Origin of the sequence: Paraburkholderia sp. BL6669N2 (assembly GCF_003387275.1) — a bacterium.
Lineage (GTDB): Bacteria > Pseudomonadota > Gammaproteobacteria > Burkholderiales > Burkholderiaceae > Paraburkholderia.
In genome coordinates, this window is the sequence record NZ_QUNA01000002.1 from 188,595 (window position 1) to 208,210 (window position 19,616).

The window sequence follows — 19,616 nt, forward strand, 5'->3', positions numbered from 1 at the left end:
GTGTTGCCGATATTAGGACTACTAAAAAATTGATCATTTCTTTTATGTCTAGGTGAGTAGCCCATGGGAATCGCACCCACAGGCCCTCCCAGAACCGGACGTGAATCTCTCGATTCATCCGGCTCCTATTGCCCACCGTTTTGCGCCAGAATCCAGTGAGCAAACAGACCCGGTTGCTGGTGTCTTATCTTGACCACCAGCTCCCGTGCCCGACTCACTTTATCCTTCAGGCGCTTGTATTTCCTGCGCACCCACCGCACCAAGTACTGATCCAACGAATCGAACACCGCGTACAACGCCGAACGATAGAAGCGGCCATAATATTTCAGCCACCCTTTGAGCACAGGGTTGATCTCCTGCGCCAGGTCCGTCAAGTCCACGGTGTGTCGGCAATGCAGTCGCCACCGACGCACTATCTGGCGAATGGCTTTGGCCGCTGTTGGGCTGATCGCAGGCAGGAAGCTCACGAACACCGTACCGGCGCGCGATCTTGCGAATCGCGGCCGGAAGCAGAAGCCCAGGAAGTCAAACTGATGAACGCTAAAGCGCTCCCGCCGATTGTCATCGCGGCAGTAGACGACTTTCGTCTTCTGCGGATGCAAGGCCAGTGAGCACTGCGCCATCCGCTGCTCCAGGGCTGCCTTAAGCGCCTGCGCCTCCGTCAGGGTGCGGCAGTGGCAAACTACATCATCGGCATAACGTTCGAACGGCACGCCCGGGTAGTTGCGGCGCATCCATTCGTCGAACACATAGTGCAGAAACAGATTGGCCAACAACGGACTGATGACTCCGCCTTGCGGTGTGCCAGCGTCCGGCTGCTGCGTCGTGCCGTCTGCCAGACTGACCGGAGCCCGAAGCCACGCTCAATGTACAGAAGCGTCACCCTGCACTTCGTGTGATGCCGTATCGCCTTCATCAGCAAGGCGTGATCGATGGAATCGAAGAAGCCCTTGATGTCGAGATCAAGCACCCAGGCATATTGCCAGCAACGCACGCGCGCCATGGCCACTGCCTGATGTGCCGACCGACCCGGCCGGTAGCCGTAAGAGTCAGGATGGAAGCGCGGTTCCAGTTGGGGTTCAAGACGCTGTTTGACCACCATCTGAGCCACCCGGTCGGCGACCGTCGGTATCCCCAACGGTCGCACACCGCCACCTGCCTTCGGGATCTCCACACGTCTAACAGGCGGAGGTTGGTAACTTCCCGAGGCCAGTCGATTCCAGAGTTTATAAAGGTTGTCAGCCAACCTCGAATCGAACTCCTCGATCGTCTGCCGATCAACTCCAGCAGCGCCCCGGTTGGCCTTGACCTTCTTGTAGGCCTCCCACACTTCGCGCTTGGAAATATCAAACGGTTTGGCATGCCGAGACAGATTCTCCCGTTGCCGGTTGTCTACCTCGTCTTGCCGGGCAACGTCGCCCCTTCGGTCCAGCCCCGTTACAGGGCCTTCCTCCCTACTACGGACGACTCCGCCCCTGTGCCGCGCATCGGTACTCAGGCTCTTGCAGGCGCTGCCTGCTTAAGCTTCTCCCTTCGCATCGCGACGACAGGTTCCTACGTTCCTCATTGAAGCCTGCGCTGGCGTCACGCCACCTTCATGCCGGACGCCAGACAGCCCGTCAACAGGCTCCGTCTGTCCTTGTCCCGGGGCATCCATACCCCCCGGTTTTGGCGTCATCATGGGGTTTCGACACGTCATCAGTGGTTCACTCGCGTTCGTCTCACCAGCACTCATCTGACAGAATTTCTCTCCGCCTTTTTCCTCAACGCTCACCACGCGGACTCTTTACCCGCGCAGCTTGAGGTGATTTGAAGCCAGCTCCTGCAAGCCGACTTCGAGGGGCCCGCCCTCATCTTCAATAAAGCATTGCTCGCGCAACCGCTGCGCTTGCATTCGTAGCACACCATGAACGCCCCCGTTTGCGCCAGATGTTCGAGGTCTTGACGAATAGGATGGGCTGCAGCTCTACATCCGGCCTCTTTGCAGCTTCCGCTTCGCTGCCGGCCCCTATGAAATCCGCTGACTCACGCCTCATTCAAATCGCGAGCTTGTGAAGCTCAGACATAAAAGGAGGTTTCGTGAATCCCGGGTCCCGCCCGATTTGAAAATCATCTGGCGGGCCTCCCGCCGTCGTCATGGAGGCGGCGGGGTTAAAGTGAGTTTGCCAACTGCTTTAACCGAAGGGAGCCTGACACCTCGGACAATGTCTGTTGCGGCACGTAATGGAGTGAACTCCATTACCTGCCTTATGGGAAGTTCTGTCTAACGGGGAGTTGCAGATCAGGTTCGGCGCGAAACCTACCGGGCGTATCTGGTTTTGTATCTGGCCGGTCGCCATTTAACACCCCATAAAATCGCGGTCCTCCTTTGCTATGGTGGTTGGGCCTTCCCAGGCAACCCTCATAGGAGGATGTGATGCTGGACACCTACCTGGTAGCACCCAAAACCTTGAAACGCCTGCGCTCGGGACCCAGCGGAGTCTTCATTGACGACTTTGCTGACGCGCTTGAACGAGACGGATATTCCGCGGCCAGTGCCATACGTTACCTGCGAGCTGCCGACCATCTTGGTCGCTTCATGCTGGCACACGGCGGTACCCTGGCCGATACTGGTCCACAAACCCCGGAAACCTTCTTTCGTCATCTGCCAACTTGCACTTGCCCGGAAGTAAAAGGTGGCAGGACCGGCCACCACGTCTATTTCGGCGCCAAACGCTTTCGCGAATACCTGATCGAGATCGGCGTCTGCCCGGACGACAAGCCTTCGATTGCAGAGATTCGGGAACCGGCAATCGTAGGTGGTTTCCGGCGATGGTTGCAAAAGCACCGGGGTGCGAAGGATCCAACCATTCGGCTCTACTGTCGTGATGCCGCAGTGATGCTGAAAGTGCTTGGCGATGACGCCAGCCAGTGGGATCCGAAGCAGATACGTACGTTCCTGCTGAACAGTGCCTGCAGTTGTGGTGCTGGTACCGCTGAAAAGCGGGTCACTAGCGCGCGAGCCTTCTTACGCTACCTCGGGGTTCACGATCTGTGTCGGCCGGGTCTCGATCAGGCGGTTCCGTCGCTGGCGCATTGGCGCCTGGCGTCACTGCCAAGGTGTCTGAGCGCTGACGAAGTTGACCGCCTGATCGCCGCATGCGATGACGATTCACGCAGGCGTCTTCGCGATCGTGCGATCGTCCTCCTGCTTGTGCGACTTGGGGTTCGCGCAGGTGACCTGGCGAACCTTCGCTTGAGCGGTATGGAGTGGGACTCCGGGACGCTACGTGTCTTGGGAAAGGGGCGCTATGAAGTTCGCCTTCCGCTGCCGCAGGATGCTGGCGAGGCACTTCTGCGGTATCTCGAATCGCGACCTCGGGTTGCCGGCAGCGACCATGTCTTTGTTAGAAACATCGCACCCGTCAAGCCGCATATCTCAAGCGACGGCATATCTTCGATAGTGAAGCGCGCACTAAAACGGGCCGGGGTGAGTTCGCCCGCCAAAGGTGCACATCTGCTGCGCCACACGGCGGCGACTGAGATGTTGCGCCACGGGCTTCCCCTCGACCAGGTTGGCCTGATCCTGAGGCATCGCGGCATTGATACCACGGCGTATTACGCCAAGGTCGACGTAGCGCTGCTCAGCCAAATCGCTCGGCCATGGCCGGAGGTGGCGAAATGATGCCGGCCGTGGAGTCCTATCTTGCCGCGCGGCGTGCCGCCGGATTCAAACTGCTGAACGCAGACTACCTGTTGCGCAGTTTCGCGTGCTTTGCTGTCAAACGCGGTGAAATGCACGTTTGCACGCAGACAGCAATCGACTGGGCCGGCGAGGCTGCGTCGGTGGCCCAGCGTGACGCAAGGCTAAAGACCGTGTGTCGGTTCGCCCGGTACATGCGTATGGAGGATCAAAACCATGAACTACCACCCGCCCGCCACTTTGGTTACCGAAAGACGCGTCGCGTTCCGTTCATCTACACCTGCGCTGACATTGAGCGCTTGATAAACACAGCCTTGCAATCGGGCCCTCGGGGCACGTTGCAACCACAAACGTATGCGACATTAATTGCCCTGCTGCTAGCCACGGGCATGCGGATCTCGGAGGCCCTGAACCTGCGCCTTGCCGACATGACTTCCGAAGGACTGCTGATTCGAAAGAGCAAATTCCAGAAGACCCGTCTAGTTCCACTGCACGAGACAGCGGTGGCGGGTTTGCAGAGGTATTTAGCACTGCGGCGACGAGCCTGCCCGGGTGACGACCATGTGTTCGTTGATGACGACGGTCACGCGCTCAGATACACGGTTACTTACTGGATGTTCCAGAAGCTGCTGAAGTTTGCCGGCATCGGCACCACCCACAACGGCCACCGTCCCCGCTTGCATGAGCTCAGACACACGTTCGCCGTCAGGGCACTGGAGGCAAGCCCGGAAGGCCGAGACCGGGTCGGGCGGCACATGTTGGCCCTTGCGACCTACATGGGACACGTCAACATCAACGCCACCTATTGGTATCTCGAGGCCACGCCCGCGCTCCTGCGCGACATTGCTGTCGCCGCAGAGGGGTTTCTCACCGGAGAACAGAAATGATGCCGATCGCGCCGCACATTGTTGCATTCCTTCGTCAAAACCTTGCCCATGAGAGAGGCGCCAGCCAACACACCTGCGACTCCTATGCTTGCACCTTCCAGCTTCTGTTCGAGTTCGCCGCCAGGCGACTCAAGGTGACGCCCTCGTCGCTAGCACTGGAGCAGCTCGATGCGAGGCTGATCAGCGACTTCCTGGAATATCTCGAAGATGCGCGCCACAATTCGCCTGAGACGCGTAATGTCCGGCTGGCTGCAATCAGGTCATTCTTCCACTTCCTTGAGTATCGCGAGCCCGCGATTCTTGAGCAAGCGCGACGAATCCTGGGCATTCCCTATAAGAAAACCGATTCCCGTCTGGTGCCATATCTGCTCGAGGATGAGGTTCGGGCTCTGCTCGATGCGCCAGATCCGTCAACGCGCGAGGGTATTCGGGACCGGGCGATGCTGCATCTGGCCATCTGCGGCGGCCTGCGTGTATCGGAGCTGACGGGATTGCATACCGCCGATGTTGTCCTCCCGTCGTTGAGCATCCGTGTTCACGGCAAGGGCCGGCGGGAGCGCGCCTTGCCCCTGTGGAAAACGACCGCTAACGCGTTGCGTGCCTGGATGGTGATACGGGGAAGTGTCGCAGTACCGGAATTGTTCGTTAATGCACGGGGCGAAGCGATGAGCCGTTGGGGTTTCGCGTATGTCCTTAAATGCCACACTGCGACGGCTAGTCATAAGTGCCCCTCGCTGTCGAAGAAGCAGGTATCACCGCACGTCTTGAGGCACACCTGTGCAATGATAGTACTGCGAAGCACTCAGGACATCCGAAAGGTTTCCCTGTGGCTCGGGCACAGCGATCTGGCGACCACTGAAATCTACACTCGCGCTGATCCAACTGAGAAGCTCGAAGCCCTCAACGCGATCGTCCCACCGCATTTGCGCAGGGGTTCGTTCCGGCCGTCCGATAAGGTAATCGCCATGCTCAGGGCCAAGCTTTAATGGAGAGCTGAACGGGCGCGGAGTTCACTCCGTGCTCGCTCAGGGGGTGCCTTCTCCCCATAGCAAAACACTTCCCATAAGGCACGAGTTGTAGGCGATCTTGATCCTGGCGCATCCCTGGCAACGCAGCACGTGCCCTCCCAGCGCCGCGCTGCGGCACTGTTCGATCGCTGACATCACCTTCAGTTGCCCGAGGTTCAGGTGAGCGGATTGGCGCCACGCTGGACCAAGAGAGCGAAAGACGTCGGCTACCTCGAGCGCGCAATGCGCCACGACGGCTATCTACGCAGGATCCAGACCATCGAGAGGGCTGACCACCTCACGCAGGATATCGGTGGCGACCTGGGCATAAAGCGCTGTGGTCTCGAGCTTCTTGTGCCCCAGCATGACCTGAATCACGCGGATATCGACCTTCTGTTCCAGTAGATGGGTGGCAAAGCTATGGCGCAAGGTGTGCATGGACACACGCTTGTCGATTCCGGCGGCCTCGGCGGCCGCATGGACCACCCGATTGAGTTGACGGGTGCTGAGCGATTCAATCGGGTTGAGCCCGGGAAACAGCCAGCCGCCGTCGAGCATCTTGCCCTGGGCCCGGGCCACTCGCCACCAGACCCGCAGGCGCTCAAGCAGCACCGGGGACAGCATCGCGTAGCGGTCCTTCTGACCTTTACCCTGTTCAACGCGCAGCGTCATGCGCTGGCTGTCGATGTCTCCGACCTTCAGGGCCACCACCTCGCTGGCACGTAGTCCTGTGCCATAGGCTACTGCGAGCGCGGTCTGGTGCTTGAGGTTACTGGCCGCCGCGATCAGCCGACCCACTTCGTCGCGGCTGAGCATGACGGGCAAGGTACGCGGAAGATAAATCGGACGCATCTTCGCCATCAACTCCCCTTGACCGAGCGTGGTGGCAAAGAAGAACTTCAATCCGGTGATCGCCGCGTTCAGGGAAATCGGCGACACACCGCGGTCAACCAGATGTAGCTGATAGCGCCGCAGGTCCTCGACGGTGGCGGTGTCAGGCGAGCGACCGAGAAAGACGGTGAACTCTCGAACCACACGAAGATAGTTGGCTTGCGTGGCTGGCGCGAGGCGGCGCATGCGCATGTCGTCCATCATGCGCTGGCGTAGCGGACTGATGCCCTGGCTGGGGGTAGTCATGGCTGGGCTCCTGTTGAGCAACGAGGCGGAGTGCCTCATTGCTCAACATAGGAAACCGGGTGGGTTTCCTATGAAGAACCACCGCGTTCAAACGGAGTGCATACCGCGCGAGCGGTTTAGTCCACTGGCCGCATCCGGTCCGACAGTGACCCACTCAAGTCGACCGAATCGGATTCGTCGTCGCATTCTCATCAACGTCTGGCCTTGTGACCACTCGCATCCGGTTTCGGACAAATGCCATATTCGAGAAAGTGACCTATCCGGGGATGCGATCTGGGCTCGGATCTGGCATTCCATGCGCGCCCAGCTTCGACCCATCGTTTGCCCCTCGTTACTATCTTCATGCCCCGATAATCGGGGCTTTGGCCAGCCAGACCCGGCATGATTCCCGCCCCTAGTCGCATTCATGATCCGGGGACTGTTGTCACCGGGTCTGGTGGGTGGCTGGTGATCGCTAATAGGGGCTCGGCTGGAACATCTTGAGGCCGTCCGTAACGTGGATGCCGAGACTTGCCACCGTTGTTGCGGGCCGAACCGCTCAATCTTCAAAAACCTTCGATGCAAGAAAACCTACAACATAGCTCGGTTGATGTCTTCGTCGGCGTCGATGTCGGCAAAGGCCACCATCATGCCGTCGCTCTCGATCGGAATGGAAAGCGCCTGTACAACAAAGCGCTGCCCAACGATGAGGCCAAACTGCGCGCTCTCATCGCCGAACTCAAGACACACGGCCAACTCCTGTTCGTCGTCGATCAGCCCTCCACCATCGGTGCATTGCCAGTGGCCGTCGCCCGTGCTGAAGGCGTGCTCGTCGCCTATCTGCCAGGCTTGGCCATGCGCCGTATCGCCGATTTGCATGCTGGCGAAGCCAAGACCGACGCCCGTGACGCCGCCATCATCGCCGAAGCTGCCCGCTCGATGCCGCATACGCTGCGCTCGCTTCGCCTGGCCGACGAACAGCTTGCCGAACTCACTATGCTATGCGGCTTCGACGATGATCTCGCCGCCCAGATTACCCAAACCAGCAATCGCATTCGCGGCCTGCTTACCCAGATCCATCCTGCGCTCGAGCGCGTTCTTGGACCGCGCCTCGACCATCCGGCAGTACTCGATCTGCTTGAACGCTATCCGTCACCCGCTATGCTCGCCGCCACCAGCGAGAAGACACTCACCAACCGGCTGACCAAGCTCGCGCCACGCATGGGCAAAAGCCTGGCTGCAGAAATCGTTCAGGCGCTGAGCGAACAAGCGGTAGTCGTGCCCGGTACCCAGGCAGCCACCATCGTCATGCCGCGTCTGGCGCGGCAGCTCGCCGACTTGCGCAAGCAACGCGACGAGGTTGCAAGCGAAGTGGAGTGCCTCGTGCATGTACATCCTCTTTGGCCGGTCCTGACCAGCCTGCCAGGAGTCGGCGTCAGGACCGCCGCCAGACTCCTCACCGAAGTCGCTCACAAAGCCTTCGCCTCAGCTGCCCATCTTGCCGCCTATGCAGGTCTTGCGCCGGTGACACGACGCTCGGGTTCCTCCATCCGTGGCGAACACCCGTCCAGACGAGGCAACAAGGTTCTCAAAAGAGCGCTCTTCCTCTCTGCCTTTGCCGCCTTACGGGACCCGGTCTCCAGGGACTATTACGCTCGCAAGGTTCAGCAGGGCAAGCGCCACAATCAGGCCTCATCGCTCTCGCCAGACGTCGCTGCGACGTGCTATTCGCCATGCTGCGCGATGGCACCTTCTATCAACCGACATCCGCCCCTAATGCTTGACGAATCACATAGGGGCACTCCCCCTCCATCCGGTCCGAAAAAATAATCGAGCATGGCTCTATGATTTCGGTGGCCGGTGCCGATAGACCACTTACATCTAGTCCCCTGCCAGACGAGGCTACCCAATGCCACTTGATTTTATCGCCAGCCGCCCGATCCGATTAAAACGGACGGTCGTCATTCTGGTTGGCTGTGCAGGCGTACTCGCCAGCCTGTCGATTTGGGGCCGGGTGCCCGCCGATGTACTCGCTGACGCGGACAGAGAGGTCGCCCACTCTGGCCCCGCGTTACTAAGCACCGCGTGTCCGCTGGAAGGAGCCGTCTCAAGGGACGCTCGCGGTACCTTTCTCATGTGTTGGAAACAGGTCTGGAGCAGGCCGTAAGCGCTACTCCCGTATCGGTATTGGCGTCTCTGCGTAACGCGTGGTGCACAACCGGCATTCTTATTGAAGGTCCGGCACGACACCAGACCCAACGGACAAAGACCAGAGTGTGGTGTGGCTTGCGTCCGAACGTACATGAGGGAAACTTCGGTTAGGGAGCGTTTCGGGCAGGTTTGTCAAGGCGCGCCTCGCTCGATCGAAGTGATTGTGGCAAAAACACAAACCGCATTTTTTTGCCATGAATAGTCCGCAAACGACTACTTATACTTTCCGGACCTCGTTCTCCGAAGCGCGTCGCATGCGACAGGAATGGCTCGAATATCTTCAGCTTGTTAGCTGGAACAACCCGATAGCTTTGGCGTTGGCGTCAAGCGCGGTCGGCTCCGTCGTGACGCTCGCATGGATCTCCGCGAGAAATGCCAGGGAGCGCAAGTCTCAGCGACGCGATACAGCGCTGGAATTGGCCTTATCGTTGGAGAGCTACGCCCGAACATGCCGGACGATTATGCATAAGGCCGCGTGGGCGGCGACGGAGCCGGCCGACTCGAAGGGCCCTGAAGCGGTCAAGACGGTGTCCGTTGCTGCTTTTGGCTACCCAGACAAACTCCAATGGAACGTCTTGAGCCGCAAGGTCGTTTCCGAACTACGCGAGTACCCGGCCACAGTGCACGCAGCCCGGGAGTACGTGGAAGCGTTCCGGGAATTCGGCGAGCCGATCGAACTTTGCGGTCTCGTTGAATACGAATGTGCGAAGGCTGCAATGGCCGCGTTAGCCCTTGCCCGGGTCACACGCCGACGGCACGGAGCCGCGTCGTGGAAGCCGGGCGCTAAAGATTCCGCCATGGAGCGCGAACTGTCCAACTTTATCGCGAGCGCTGAAGAAAATCGCACGACGTCGCTTCAGCATCGAACGGAATCTACGGTTGCTCGGCGAGCTGACGGACAAGCGTTCAAACAGGCCCTAAACGCCTGAAGACGTCGAAATAAAAGGAAAGCGAGTGCGTCAGACTCCTCGCGACCCACTCCGGTCAGATAACTCTCTCCGAACCGGTCACTCAGCCAGTTTCAGCTTCTGCGAACTGGAGTGCCGCTAAGCGGCCGTTGGCGACCTCACCCAATCGGCCATGAGGCGACGCTCGCTTGGGTCGTAGTTCCGACATTCGAGTGTCGGCTTCCTTCGGTTACCGGCCGCTCGCGTAACGTTGACGCTCTCATTAGGCTTTACTGTCGGCCGCAACAAATGCTGGCGTCGATCGTCCCATATTCGGCTGCCCGTCCTAGGCAGCAAAGGAAGCGATTTGCGCATTGGCAAAAGACGCAACGGTGCCGCTCCTCTTTCACGCAGCAACGGAGCCAAGTGATGATGTCGTTAGTGATTTAGGCAAGTTAAGTTCATATGAATCCGCGAAATTTTTCGGCTACATGCATCCACAGAAACAGCTTGAACAACGCGCTCAAACATATACTGTTATCCAACGGGAGTGTTTTTCGGCGCCGTGTCCATGAAAGGGGCACCGAAATGAGGATTTCCGTGATCTCAATCTGTGGGTAAACCGATGTTAACGATCGCGTACGATCCGGGAAGACCCGCACTGTATTTACCCGAGCGACGTGAGGCGCTTTTCTCACGTGGCGAAAACTATTCGGTCCTGCAACTTGCATCCGAGATGTCTCGGTTGGCGTATCTTCGGTTTGAAACGTCAAAGACTGAATACGCGCGGCTGAGATTGGCGCTCAATCAAATCGATTTCTCCCATTTAACGATATTCACGGACACATCCACTGGTACGGAGGCGTACGGCGCCTACCGCACATTCGATAAGCTCGCAATCGTCGCCTTTCGGGGTACACAGCCCGACAAGATAAAAGACTTGCTTACCAACCTCCGGTCTACCTTTGTACGGTGGCCGGTCGGTTCGGCCAAGGTGCACCGCGGATTTGCCACAGCCGCACTCCGATTGATCAAATCTATAGAGAACTGGCTCTCCAAATTGGGCGGCTCAGCTTCCAAAGTTCTGCTAGTCGGCCATAGTCTCGGCGGCGCTCTGGCAACCTTGATTTCTACGTTGATCACCGGCGCACATCTAGTTACTATCGGCGCGCCTCGCGTCGGAGACTCGGACTTCGTAAACTGTTTAAATCCAGATGCAGCTGTTCGCCTCGTCAACTGCTGCGACCTGGTTCCGGGATTGCCATTTAAGAGCCTTGGATTCAGACATGGAATCGGTGTGACGTACTTAAGTTCTAACGCAAAAATATGGCGGAATCCAGGTCGGACACTTATAAAAGCAGATCGGGTCACCGCGCGTCGTGAATATTTGAGATGTTTCTCGCCCAAACGAAACAACGTTCTTTTGCGTGATTTTGCCGATCATGCACCAATTAATTATATCCGAGTTTTATTTCAGAAATCCGCCGATTGATACAGATTGTTTTTCAGATCGGAGCATCCCATGCCGAATCCTTTAATTGTGGCTCATATAACCGATCTTCATGTCGGAGATCACTCCGATGCTATATGGAGCGCATTAAGTGACGCTCTCACGCAACTTCAACCTAATTTTATAGTTGTTAGCGGGGATATCACAGAAAGAAATACCGAACATGATTTCACATATTTTTTGAATTGGCTTAAAAATTCAATTAGCTTGAAAAACAATTCTCCAGCACACGGCTTGCGACTCGGGGAGGGTTATTTTGAGAAAGTAGTTTGCGTACCTGGGAATCACGATTACTTTAGATCGGTAAACGTTCAAGGCGACAAGTCGGCATACTTTGATGTTTTCGTGGATGCGAAATTTCCACATTGGCGCTACATAGAAAATAATGATGGACCGAGTATATTTCTGGTTGCGCTAGACTCGTCTAAACCTAACACGATAGCGAACGGGGAGATCGAAGTTGACGATCTGTTGACCGTAAAAGAATGGACAGAGCAAGCCCGGCATGGACTTCTACAGTCTCCTGATGGAGCACTACTTGGTCGGAACTTCACGCGCGATGAGGCAATTTCTCTATATAATAATTCGATTAAAATATTAGTACTTCACCATTATTTGTATTTCCCGCGAGCTCGTGGGAAAGAGCGTCGCATGCAACTGAAGCGGACGGATAGAATCCTAGCGCAAATCGCCTCGGACGATTTTGACGTCGTCCTGTCCGGGCATGATCATAGAGACATCGTTGATGACCCTAAGTACGATAACTTACTTGATGAAAGAGCTGTCCGTCGATTTGCAAGGAATTACTGCATGCGCCAGCTGGGCGTCACTATCCGTCCGACATATTTTGTCGACGAAAGCAACAAGCTGCTAAAGCGCAGCTTAAGATTGGCGCTCATGTATTTTGGAGGAAGATTGAATCATATCCAAGATTTTATTACAGAACACGGTTTTCAATATAATGGGTTGGATTTGCAGCAGCAAAACACCAGGCGTGGTGTTAAGGATTTTATTTCATATGATCTGAGTGATCCTGAAAAGAAAAAAGCGGTCAAAACGCTTGCTACTCTCCTTGAGGATAAAATCGGAAGCACACTCCGCAGCCGGACGATGCTTCACTGCACGGCACCGAGCGCTACGAAGGCGCGAGAGAAATCGAATGGTTTCTACGTTTATCGGTGCGCCGACGATAGAGCCATCGTCGTGGAACCGTACTATTTTTCGCACGAAACCGGGATGTTTTCGGCCAACGACGAAGCAGCCCATGAATATAGCTTGAGAAAAGCCACGGATTTGTTCAAAACAGAGGCTTTTGAAGAGCTGCGGCGGCTAGGTTTAATCACTCCGGCGGGTTGATCGGACGTGACACGAGGCATCCTAGTAGAAAGACTACGGCATTAATGGTCGCTGCCGTTGAAGAAGTACATGGAGCAAGATGGCTTGGCCTTGATATGCGCGGTTGTTACACAGGTAATATGCGAAGGGACACTAGGCCGCTTACTCGCCGTCCGACGTCGTGCGCGAATGACCTTTGTACCGCAGAAGCCGCCGTTAAGGTGGCAGGACATTCGGTGTCCGCTCCGGGTCGAAAGTGTGAGTTCGCTGATGTGGAAAGGTGCCGCTCCTCTGCTTCAAGCCGACAACGTCGGCAGTCCGCCGTATTGCTGACGTGGGCTCCAGCTCGCGTGAATGTCGGCAATGGCCGATCGGACTAAACCGCTCGCGCGGTAGGGGGCTGCGGCCCGACTCTGGCGGCGAATGGGAGGCCAGTGGCGCCGGTGGTTATGTTGGTGGTTGAGGCAATCCGCCTCGCCCTCCAGCAGGAGCCCCATCATGACCTCCTCCGATCCGCGCGTCAGCCCGATGCGCCGCCATATGCTTGAGGACTTGCGCATGCGCAAGTTCGCACCCAGGACCCAGGCCGCCTATCTGCGTGCCGTACGTCAGTTCGCCCGATACCTCGGGCGTTCACCCGATACCGCCACCGTCGAGAACCTCCGGGACTACCAGCTGCATCTGGTCGATCACGGCGTGTCTCCGATATCGCTGAACGCCGCGATCAGCGGGCTGAAGTTCTTCTTCGAAGTCACGCTCGGCAAGCCTGAGCTCATGGCGCGCATGCAGCCGGTACGCGTGCCCCGCACGCTCCCGGTTGTGCTCAGCCCCGAGGAGGTGCGGCGGCTCATCGCGGCAGCTGGAAACCTCAAGCATCAGACCGCGCTGTCGGTCGCCTATGGTGCCGGGCTGCGTGCGAGCGAAGTGGTGGCGCTGAAGGTCGGCGACATCGACAGCCAGCGCATGACCCTGCGCATCGAGCAGGGCAAGGGCCGCCGCGACCGCTACGCGATGCTTTCGCCGGTCCTGCTCGAACGTCTGCGCGTCTGGTGGCGCGTGGCCCGTGCCCAGGGCTGCATGCTCGATGGCGGGTGGCTCTTTCCGGGCCTTGATCCGATCGACCCGCTCAGCACGCGGCAACTGACCCGCGCCATCCATGCGGCCGCCGAGGCCGCAAACATCAACAAGCGCGTCTCCATGCATACGCTGAGGCATTCGTTTGCCACGCACCTGCTGGAACAGAAGGAAGATATCCGCGTGATCCAGGTGCTCCTTGGACACAGGCAGATCGAGACCACCACGCTCTATACCCAGGTCGCCACTGATCTCCTGCGCAAGGTGATCAGTCCACTGGACCGCCTGCCCGCCGGCTAGCCCGGCCGCACGCGGAGCCCTCCGTGCTGGAGGTCGCGGATATCTTCCGCGCCTGCGGGCCAGCGTGGCGCCGTACAGTAGCGCTGAGCCTGGGGCAGCTGAAGGTCATGTCGGCCATCGAACAGTGCCGCAGCGCGGCGCTGGGGGGACATGTGCTGCGCTGTTCCGGCTGCGCAAAGGTTGAGATCGCCTATAACTCGTGTCGTAATAGACATTGCACAAAGTGCCAGGCGAGCGCCGCACACCGGTGGCTCGAGGCACGTCAGGCCGACCTGCTGCCTGTGGAGTATTACCACGTCGTCTTCACGCTACCTGCCGCGATCAGTGCGATCGCCTGGTACAACAAGGCGGTGCTCTATGGGCTGCTGTTCGATATCGCCGCCGAGACGCTGCGTACCATCGCGGCAGACCCCAGGCACCTCGGCGCGCAGATCGGCACCACGCTCGTGCTGCACACGTGGGGCTCGGCGCTTACGCATCACCCGCACGTGCATGGCATCGTCCCCGGCGGCGGCCTGTCGCCCGACGGGCAGCGGTGGATCGCCTGCCAGCCCGGCTTCTTCCTGCCGGTGCGCGTCCTGTCACGCCTGTTCCGGCGCCGCTTCCTGGAGGCACTCGAAGCGGCGCACCGGCAGGGCCAACTGCAGTTCTTCGGCGAATATGCCAGCCTCACCGATCCGGCCGTCTTCACCGCATGGCTCGCGCCGCTGCGTGCCTGCGAATGGGTCGTCTATGCCAAGCGTCCCTTTGCGGGACCCGAAGCGGTACTCGCGTATCTCTCACGCTATACGCACCGGGTGGCGATTTCCAACCAGCGTCTGCTCGCCTTCGACGAGCGCGGCGTCACGTTCCGCTGGAAAGACTATCGCGCGAAGGGGCGCACCCGCTACAAGACCATGACCCTCGAGGCCGGCGAGTTCATGCGCCGCTTCATGCTGCATGTCCTGCCTGGCGGCTTCCATCGCATCCGTCACTACGGACTGCTTGCCAACCCGGTGCGCCGCGCCAGACTCGCGAAGGTGCGCGAACTGCTGCACGTTGCCACCGGCGTCGCCACGTCTCCGCGCGAAGCCGTCAGGGAAACACGGCCCGCCTTCATCTGCCGCCACTGCGGCGCGCCGATGATGGTCATCGATATCCTCGCGCGCACCGCACCGATCCGCGCGCCCCCCACGCGCCGGGGCCCGACATGAATACAACGGTTTCCGGACGTGCTACCCGACCGTCGGCTTCGCGGCAACGCGGCCCACGAGCGGACGTTTGCGCCTGTCGCTTCACGCAGTCGCTCCCACGTCCACTTCGCCCTTCCGACTGCGCCACTGCGCCGCTTCGTCAACGCGTCAGTCCCGATCCGCCACCCCGCCTGACTGCGCATCCCGCAACACTGCCTGGCATCCCAGCTCATCAATCGCCATAGCCTCAAAGCTTCCCACCGCATCGCGGCATCCCGCGGTTTCCTCCCTTCAGGTTTATTCAACGCCTGCCCACACGTCCCGTCGTGCACCTCCAGGCCTGTGGACACGGGCAGGCATCGAACAAACCTTAAGACCAACGGCCGGATGATGGTCCCTCGTCGCACCAAAGACTGATCGCAAACAGAGACTCCCTTGATCCGCCCTTCTTTCCGTGGCGTCGATTGCCCATGCGCACTGTAACGGACAACCGGGCAAGGGCGCCGCTGCGTCAAGTCCCCTTGTAGATACGGTTTTCGCACAACTCGGACTGCGTAATCTACCTTTCAAAAAGAATACGTGTTTTTCTGGAGCGTGCGTATCTCAATCCCTTGGAAAGCACGGCACAAAAAGGAAGAATCCGCACTTATCTCCTGCTCAAGTTAAAGATTTATGGTTCCCGGACCAAAATCTGTGTGAGTCGGCTCCATGTTGCTTTCCCGACATTCGCCCCTCGGCAGTTGCGAATGTCGGTTCTCACTGCAAGCGGATGCGTACTTGCGGTAGAGTCCGAAACGTTGCGAGATGCTATTCGTAACCCACGGGTGCGTGTCCCGCAACTACGTGCCAGCTGTGACCCGTATCACGGAAGGCAGGACAGGCTACCTATATCGAGATGTGGCGCGGTAGCAGTCCACCCCGGGACCTGCTAATCGTGACACTCGATCCAATCTCGTTCACAAGCGGTCTCCTTGCTGTTTTTTACTGCCAACCGAAGCACCGTACAGCTCGATTGTGAGACCGGCGGCGCAAATCATGAACTAGCGTCGTTCCAGCGTACTTGCAGTCACCGCGAACCTCACCTGGATCGCCACATTTTTCGAGATCAGACGTTGCAGTGAGACTCGCCATCATTCACTGCAATCGCAGCCCTGCGGCATGCACAGCGCGGCGAAGCGCATCGCGGGACTCGCTTCGGTGGGCGGGAATACGCACCACCCACCATTGTCATGGCGGAAGAAAAACACCGACAGCATGCCGGTCGGGCGCCGCGTCTGCACCAATGCATAGCGCCGCCGGTTCGCCGGCGTGTGCCCGAAGCGCATGACGCGGACGGGGTTCGCCAACCCCAGGCCAAGCCACTTGTCGACCAGCGAATGCAGGGAGTTATCGGCGGCGCGCATGACTGCTCTCCTTCGGCTGCAATGGATATACCGTGCCTTAACCCGGTGGCAGCGAACGCTCCTGATGGTGCGGGAGCGCTTGCACGGCAAAGATTCGAAGTGCTGACCACGATCCAACAATAGCGACGCCGGATAAACACAATCTGAAATCTGCATTAAAAAATTTAAGGAATTCTTAGGGTTGCCTTTGCTGCGCAGCCGTACTGTGCCTCCAACCTATCCGATCGACCCGTTCCAGGTGCTCGCGAGACCGTCGCGCATCGCATTGCTTTTTGCAGCGAGACGGCAGTGCCCCGCCTTCAATTCCCGTCGCGCACTCGATCGAGGAGATCGTGTCCGGCAACCTGAGCCGGCGCCTGCCGGTGCATACGCAACACGACGACGTCGGACGGCTCGTGCACGTCATCAACGGCACGCTCGACGAGATCGAGCGGCTGATGCGCGAGGTCAAGGGCGTATGCGACGCGATCGCGCACGACTCGGGCACGCCGCGCACTCGCCCGCTTGCGGGGCTCGGGCGAGCCCAGAGGCGCGCACGGGCCGAGGCGGACTATCGTGCGGCCATCGACGACACGATCGTCGAGACGGGCAGCATCCTGCACACATTCAATGCGCTGCTGCGCATTTCCGAGATCGAGTCCCACGCGCGCCAGCAAGTTTCGCCCTCGTGGATTTCGCCACGGTCACCATCGACGTCGTCGAGTACTACGAATCGGCCGCCGAAGACAAGCGCGTCACGCTCGACTACCACCGGGCGCCGGACCGTCCGCTCGAACTGCATGGAGACCGTGACCTCCTGTTCGAAGCGCAGGCCGATCTCATCGACAATGCGATCAAGTTCGCGCCGGAAGGCGGCCATGTATCGATCCAGCCGCTTCCCGACGCGACGGGGCATCGGCATCACGATCGCCGACGACGGCCCTGGCCCCCGCCCGAGGAGCGGCAGGCGGTGCTGCGGCGGTTCTATCGCGCGGAGACGAGCACGCATACAGCCGGCAGCGGCCTCGGGCTCAGCCTCGCCGCCGTCGCGACGATGCACGGGATGGCGCTACGCTTGAACGACGTCGCGACCGGCTGCAGCATCGCGCTGTATGCGCCGCGCGGACGGAACGCAGCCGCACGCCGGCCGCCCCCGCGCGAATAAAACGCTTCTGTTCAGTGCAGCGTACGCAGCGCTTCGTCGACGAACGCATTGGTGTAGGTCCGATCGACCTTCACCGACCCGTAAGCCGGATTCGCCGCGGCGAGCACCTGGCACTCCTTCGTCGCGCCGTCGTCCGGCATGCGTCCGTCGTTCGCGAACATGGGGATCTCCTCCTTCAACACCTTCAGATAAGCCACGCGGTCCTTGCCGCTGATCTCCGGCGGAATGACAGCCAGGAGCTGCTCGGGGGAATGGGAATTGATGTACTGCAGCGTGTGCACGAACGCGCCGGCCAGGTGCCGCGCAATCTCCGGATGCGCCCGAACGCGTGCGCCCGACATGTAGACAGTGCTCGACGGAAACAGCGTGCCCAGACTCCGGCGCGTGCCGCCGACCGACGTCAGGTCCGCGAACACCGTGGCCACGCCCTTCGACTCGTAGAGATCCCCGTCGGGCGTCGGCGCTATAACGAAATCGGCGCTTCCGTCACGCAGCGCGTCGACATTCTTCTCCTTGCCGTCGGTTCCGAGCCGCGTGTAATCGCCGATGCCGTGACCGCCAGCCAGCACGAGCGCGTTCGCAACCGTGCTCTTTGACGACCCGGCGCCGCCCGCAATGAAACGCGCGCCCTTGAGGTCAGTCACGCTCTGGTATTTCTCCCTCGCCCGGTTCGCGACGAGCACCTTCGCGCCCGGCGTCACGCCGAGCGTGACAACGGCCTGCGTATCGATGCCGTGCGCCTGGTTAACCACGTTGTGATGGTAGTAGGCGACCACCGCATCGACCCGTCCGTCATTCAGCATGTCGGCCGTCGACACGTCGTCGCGGATGTTCATGACAGTCACGGCCATCTTGCCGTCGTTCAGATAGCCGAGACGCTCCGCCAGCACCACAGGGAAATTGCGGATGGCCTTAATCTCGTCGACGAGCAGGACGATGCGTTGCGGCGCCGCATCGGCAGCGAGCGTGGCCGGTTCGGCGGCGCTTGCCTGCCCACCGACCAGGCAAGCGGCAACCAGCGTAAGTGCGATTTTTTTCATCGGATCTTCCTTGCGAGCAGAGAGCTCATTGACTTACGGCGATGGGATCGGCGATCACCACCTGTTCTTCGGTGCGCACGTTCTTCTTGCTGTCGCTGATCGCTTTCCATTCAGGGTTGTGCGTCAGGCGCTCGCGGACTTTGTCCACCACCGCCTCGCGCGCGCTGAGGGCCGCCTCGTCCCTGTACTGCAGGAGTACCATCGCGGTCCACTGGCGGCCGGCCGGAAACTGGCTCGTATAAAGCGAATAGCTCGACAGGGCGCCCTCGTCCATCCATCCCTTGAATTGCGGAATCACATAGGCGTCCGCGTACTTCTCGTAGTCGCCGGCCGAGACCAGTGTCTTGTACGGGATGACCACGTAGACCGGATTCGCCGCCTTCGCGTCGAGCGCCTCCGCGCGTTTGGTATCAACCGGCGTCGTATGGATTGAAGTCGTCACCGCGAGCGCCTTCCCGGACAGCGCCGCGGGCTGCGCCTGCTCGAGCGTGCGCCAGCGGTACAGGTCGTCGGGCGTCGCGAACGTCAGCAAGGCCATTGCGTCCCAGTTGTCCGAATCGGCATAGCGATTGAACAGCAGGCTGTATTGCCTGATTCGCCCGTCGTGCTTCCAGCGCGCGAGCTCGCGCGCGGTCGACTGCGCCAGCTCGTGGCGCAACGCGGGCCGGTTCGCGGGCAAGGTCTGGTACGTGATGATCAGCGACAGCGCGTCGTTATCCGACGGCTCTGTCGCCCGCGCCGCGCTGGGGGGCAGCATGCCAGCCAGTACGACCGCGATGGCGAAGACACGGCCGATGGCCCGAATGGAGAGAAGATTCATGATGATCCGGTGAAGGTTGGGCATGGAA

15 protein-coding genes and 2 pseudogenes are annotated in these 19,616 nt (G+C 59.4%); 10 read left to right on the forward strand and 7 right to left on the reverse strand.

The window, feature by feature from the left end:
* Positions 1-125: 125 nt before the first annotated feature.
* Positions 126-776, reverse strand: a complete 651-nt coding sequence (locus B0G80_RS47080; protein ID WP_258878996.1) for a group II intron maturase-specific domain-containing protein — start codon at positions 774-776, stop codon at positions 126-128.
* Entirely contained in the window at positions 683-1,330 is a 648-nt protein-coding gene (locus tag B0G80_RS47085; RefSeq protein WP_309568777.1) for a reverse transcriptase domain-containing protein, read from the reverse strand. Before B0G80_RS47085 ends, B0G80_RS47080 begins: the two co-directional genes overlap by 94 nt.
* 1,086 nt (positions 1,331-2,416) lie before the next feature.
* On the opposite strand from B0G80_RS47085, the gene B0G80_RS23420 reads away from it, so the two are divergent.
* The 3 genes from B0G80_RS23420 to B0G80_RS23430 are packed head-to-tail and all read left to right on the forward strand — an operon-like array spanning position 2,417 to position 5,555.
* The gene (locus tag B0G80_RS23420) at positions 2,417-3,664 is read left to right on the forward strand and encodes a tyrosine-type recombinase/integrase (protein WP_220377483.1); all 1,248 of its coding nucleotides are present in this window, start codon (positions 2,417-2,419) and stop codon (positions 3,662-3,664) included.
* Positions 3,661-4,569: a tyrosine-type recombinase/integrase gene (locus tag B0G80_RS23425; protein WP_116120079.1), complete on the forward strand. Its 909-nt coding sequence runs from the start codon at positions 3,661-3,663 to the stop codon at positions 4,567-4,569. The genes B0G80_RS23420 and B0G80_RS23425 overlap by 4 nt, the downstream gene beginning before the upstream one ends.
* Positions 4,566-5,555 (forward strand): tyrosine-type recombinase/integrase, encoded by a 990-nt coding sequence (locus B0G80_RS23430; RefSeq protein ID WP_116120080.1) that lies wholly within the window; start codon positions 4,566-4,568, stop codon positions 5,553-5,555. Before B0G80_RS23425 ends, B0G80_RS23430 begins: the two co-directional genes overlap by 4 nt.
* Before the next feature lie 81 nt (positions 5,556-5,636).
* On the opposite strand, the pseudogene B0G80_RS23435 reads toward B0G80_RS23430, so the two are convergent.
* Both B0G80_RS23435 and B0G80_RS23440 read right to left on the reverse strand, forming a co-directional pair.
* Positions 5,637-5,828: pseudogene (locus B0G80_RS23435) on the reverse strand (transposase zinc-binding domain-containing protein); the annotation flags it as partial.
* A gap of 9 nt (positions 5,829-5,837) precedes the next feature.
* Complete coding sequence (locus B0G80_RS23440; protein WP_116120082.1) at positions 5,838-6,713, reverse strand: tyrosine-type recombinase/integrase; 876 nt, start codon at positions 6,711-6,713, stop codon at positions 5,838-5,840.
* Between the two features lie 500 nt (positions 6,714-7,213).
* Here B0G80_RS23440 and B0G80_RS23445 point away from each other — a divergent pair.
* From B0G80_RS23445 to B0G80_RS23480, 6 genes and pseudogenes are all read left to right on the forward strand, one after another.
* Positions 7,214-8,476: pseudogene (locus tag B0G80_RS23445) on the forward strand (IS110 family transposase).
* A 681-nt stretch (positions 8,477-9,157) separates the two neighbouring features.
* On the forward strand, positions 9,158-9,832 hold the full coding sequence (locus B0G80_RS23455; RefSeq protein ID WP_116120086.1) for a hypothetical protein: 675 nt from the start codon (positions 9,158-9,160) through the stop codon (positions 9,830-9,832).
* Between the two features lie 583 nt (positions 9,833-10,415).
* Positions 10,416-11,282: a lipase family protein gene (locus B0G80_RS23460; RefSeq protein ID WP_116120088.1), complete on the forward strand. Its 867-nt coding sequence runs from the start codon at positions 10,416-10,418 to the stop codon at positions 11,280-11,282.
* Positions 11,283-11,312: 30 nt separating this feature from the next.
* Positions 11,313-12,656: a metallophosphoesterase gene (locus tag B0G80_RS23465; protein WP_116120090.1), complete on the forward strand. Its 1,344-nt coding sequence runs from the start codon at positions 11,313-11,315 to the stop codon at positions 12,654-12,656.
* Positions 12,657-13,133: 477 nt separating this feature from the next.
* A complete protein-coding gene (locus B0G80_RS23475) occupies positions 13,134-14,009 on the forward strand; it encodes a site-specific integrase (RefSeq protein ID WP_116120094.1) in 876 nt (291 codons plus the stop codon).
* A gap of 23 nt (positions 14,010-14,032) precedes the next feature.
* Positions 14,033-15,202: an IS91 family transposase gene (locus B0G80_RS23480; protein WP_116120096.1), complete on the forward strand. Its 1,170-nt coding sequence runs from the start codon at positions 14,033-14,035 to the stop codon at positions 15,200-15,202.
* Positions 15,203-16,311: 1,109 nt separating this feature from the next.
* On the opposite strand, the gene B0G80_RS23485 is transcribed toward B0G80_RS23480, so the two are convergent.
* Positions 16,312-16,584 (reverse strand): hypothetical protein, encoded by a 273-nt coding sequence (locus B0G80_RS23485; RefSeq protein WP_116120098.1) that lies wholly within the window; start codon positions 16,582-16,584, stop codon positions 16,312-16,314.
* A gap of 667 nt (positions 16,585-17,251) precedes the next feature.
* Here B0G80_RS23485 and B0G80_RS47090 point away from each other — a divergent pair.
* Positions 17,252-17,728 (forward strand): ATP-binding protein, encoded by a 477-nt coding sequence (locus tag B0G80_RS47090; protein ID WP_258879270.1) that lies wholly within the window; start codon positions 17,252-17,254, stop codon positions 17,726-17,728.
* Between the two features lie 11 nt (positions 17,729-17,739).
* Here B0G80_RS47090 and B0G80_RS23495 read toward each other — a convergent pair whose 3' ends face one another.
* Both B0G80_RS23495 and B0G80_RS23500 read right to left on the reverse strand, forming a co-directional pair.
* Positions 17,740-18,768, reverse strand: coding sequence for an ABC transporter substrate-binding protein (locus tag B0G80_RS23495; RefSeq protein WP_116120102.1), 1,029 nt, complete (start codon positions 18,766-18,768; stop codon positions 17,740-17,742).
* A gap of 25 nt (positions 18,769-18,793) precedes the next feature.
* Complete coding sequence (locus tag B0G80_RS23500) at positions 18,794-19,612, reverse strand: hypothetical protein (protein WP_258878997.1); 819 nt, start codon at positions 19,610-19,612, stop codon at positions 18,794-18,796.
* Between the last annotated feature and the right edge of the window lie 4 nt (positions 19,613-19,616).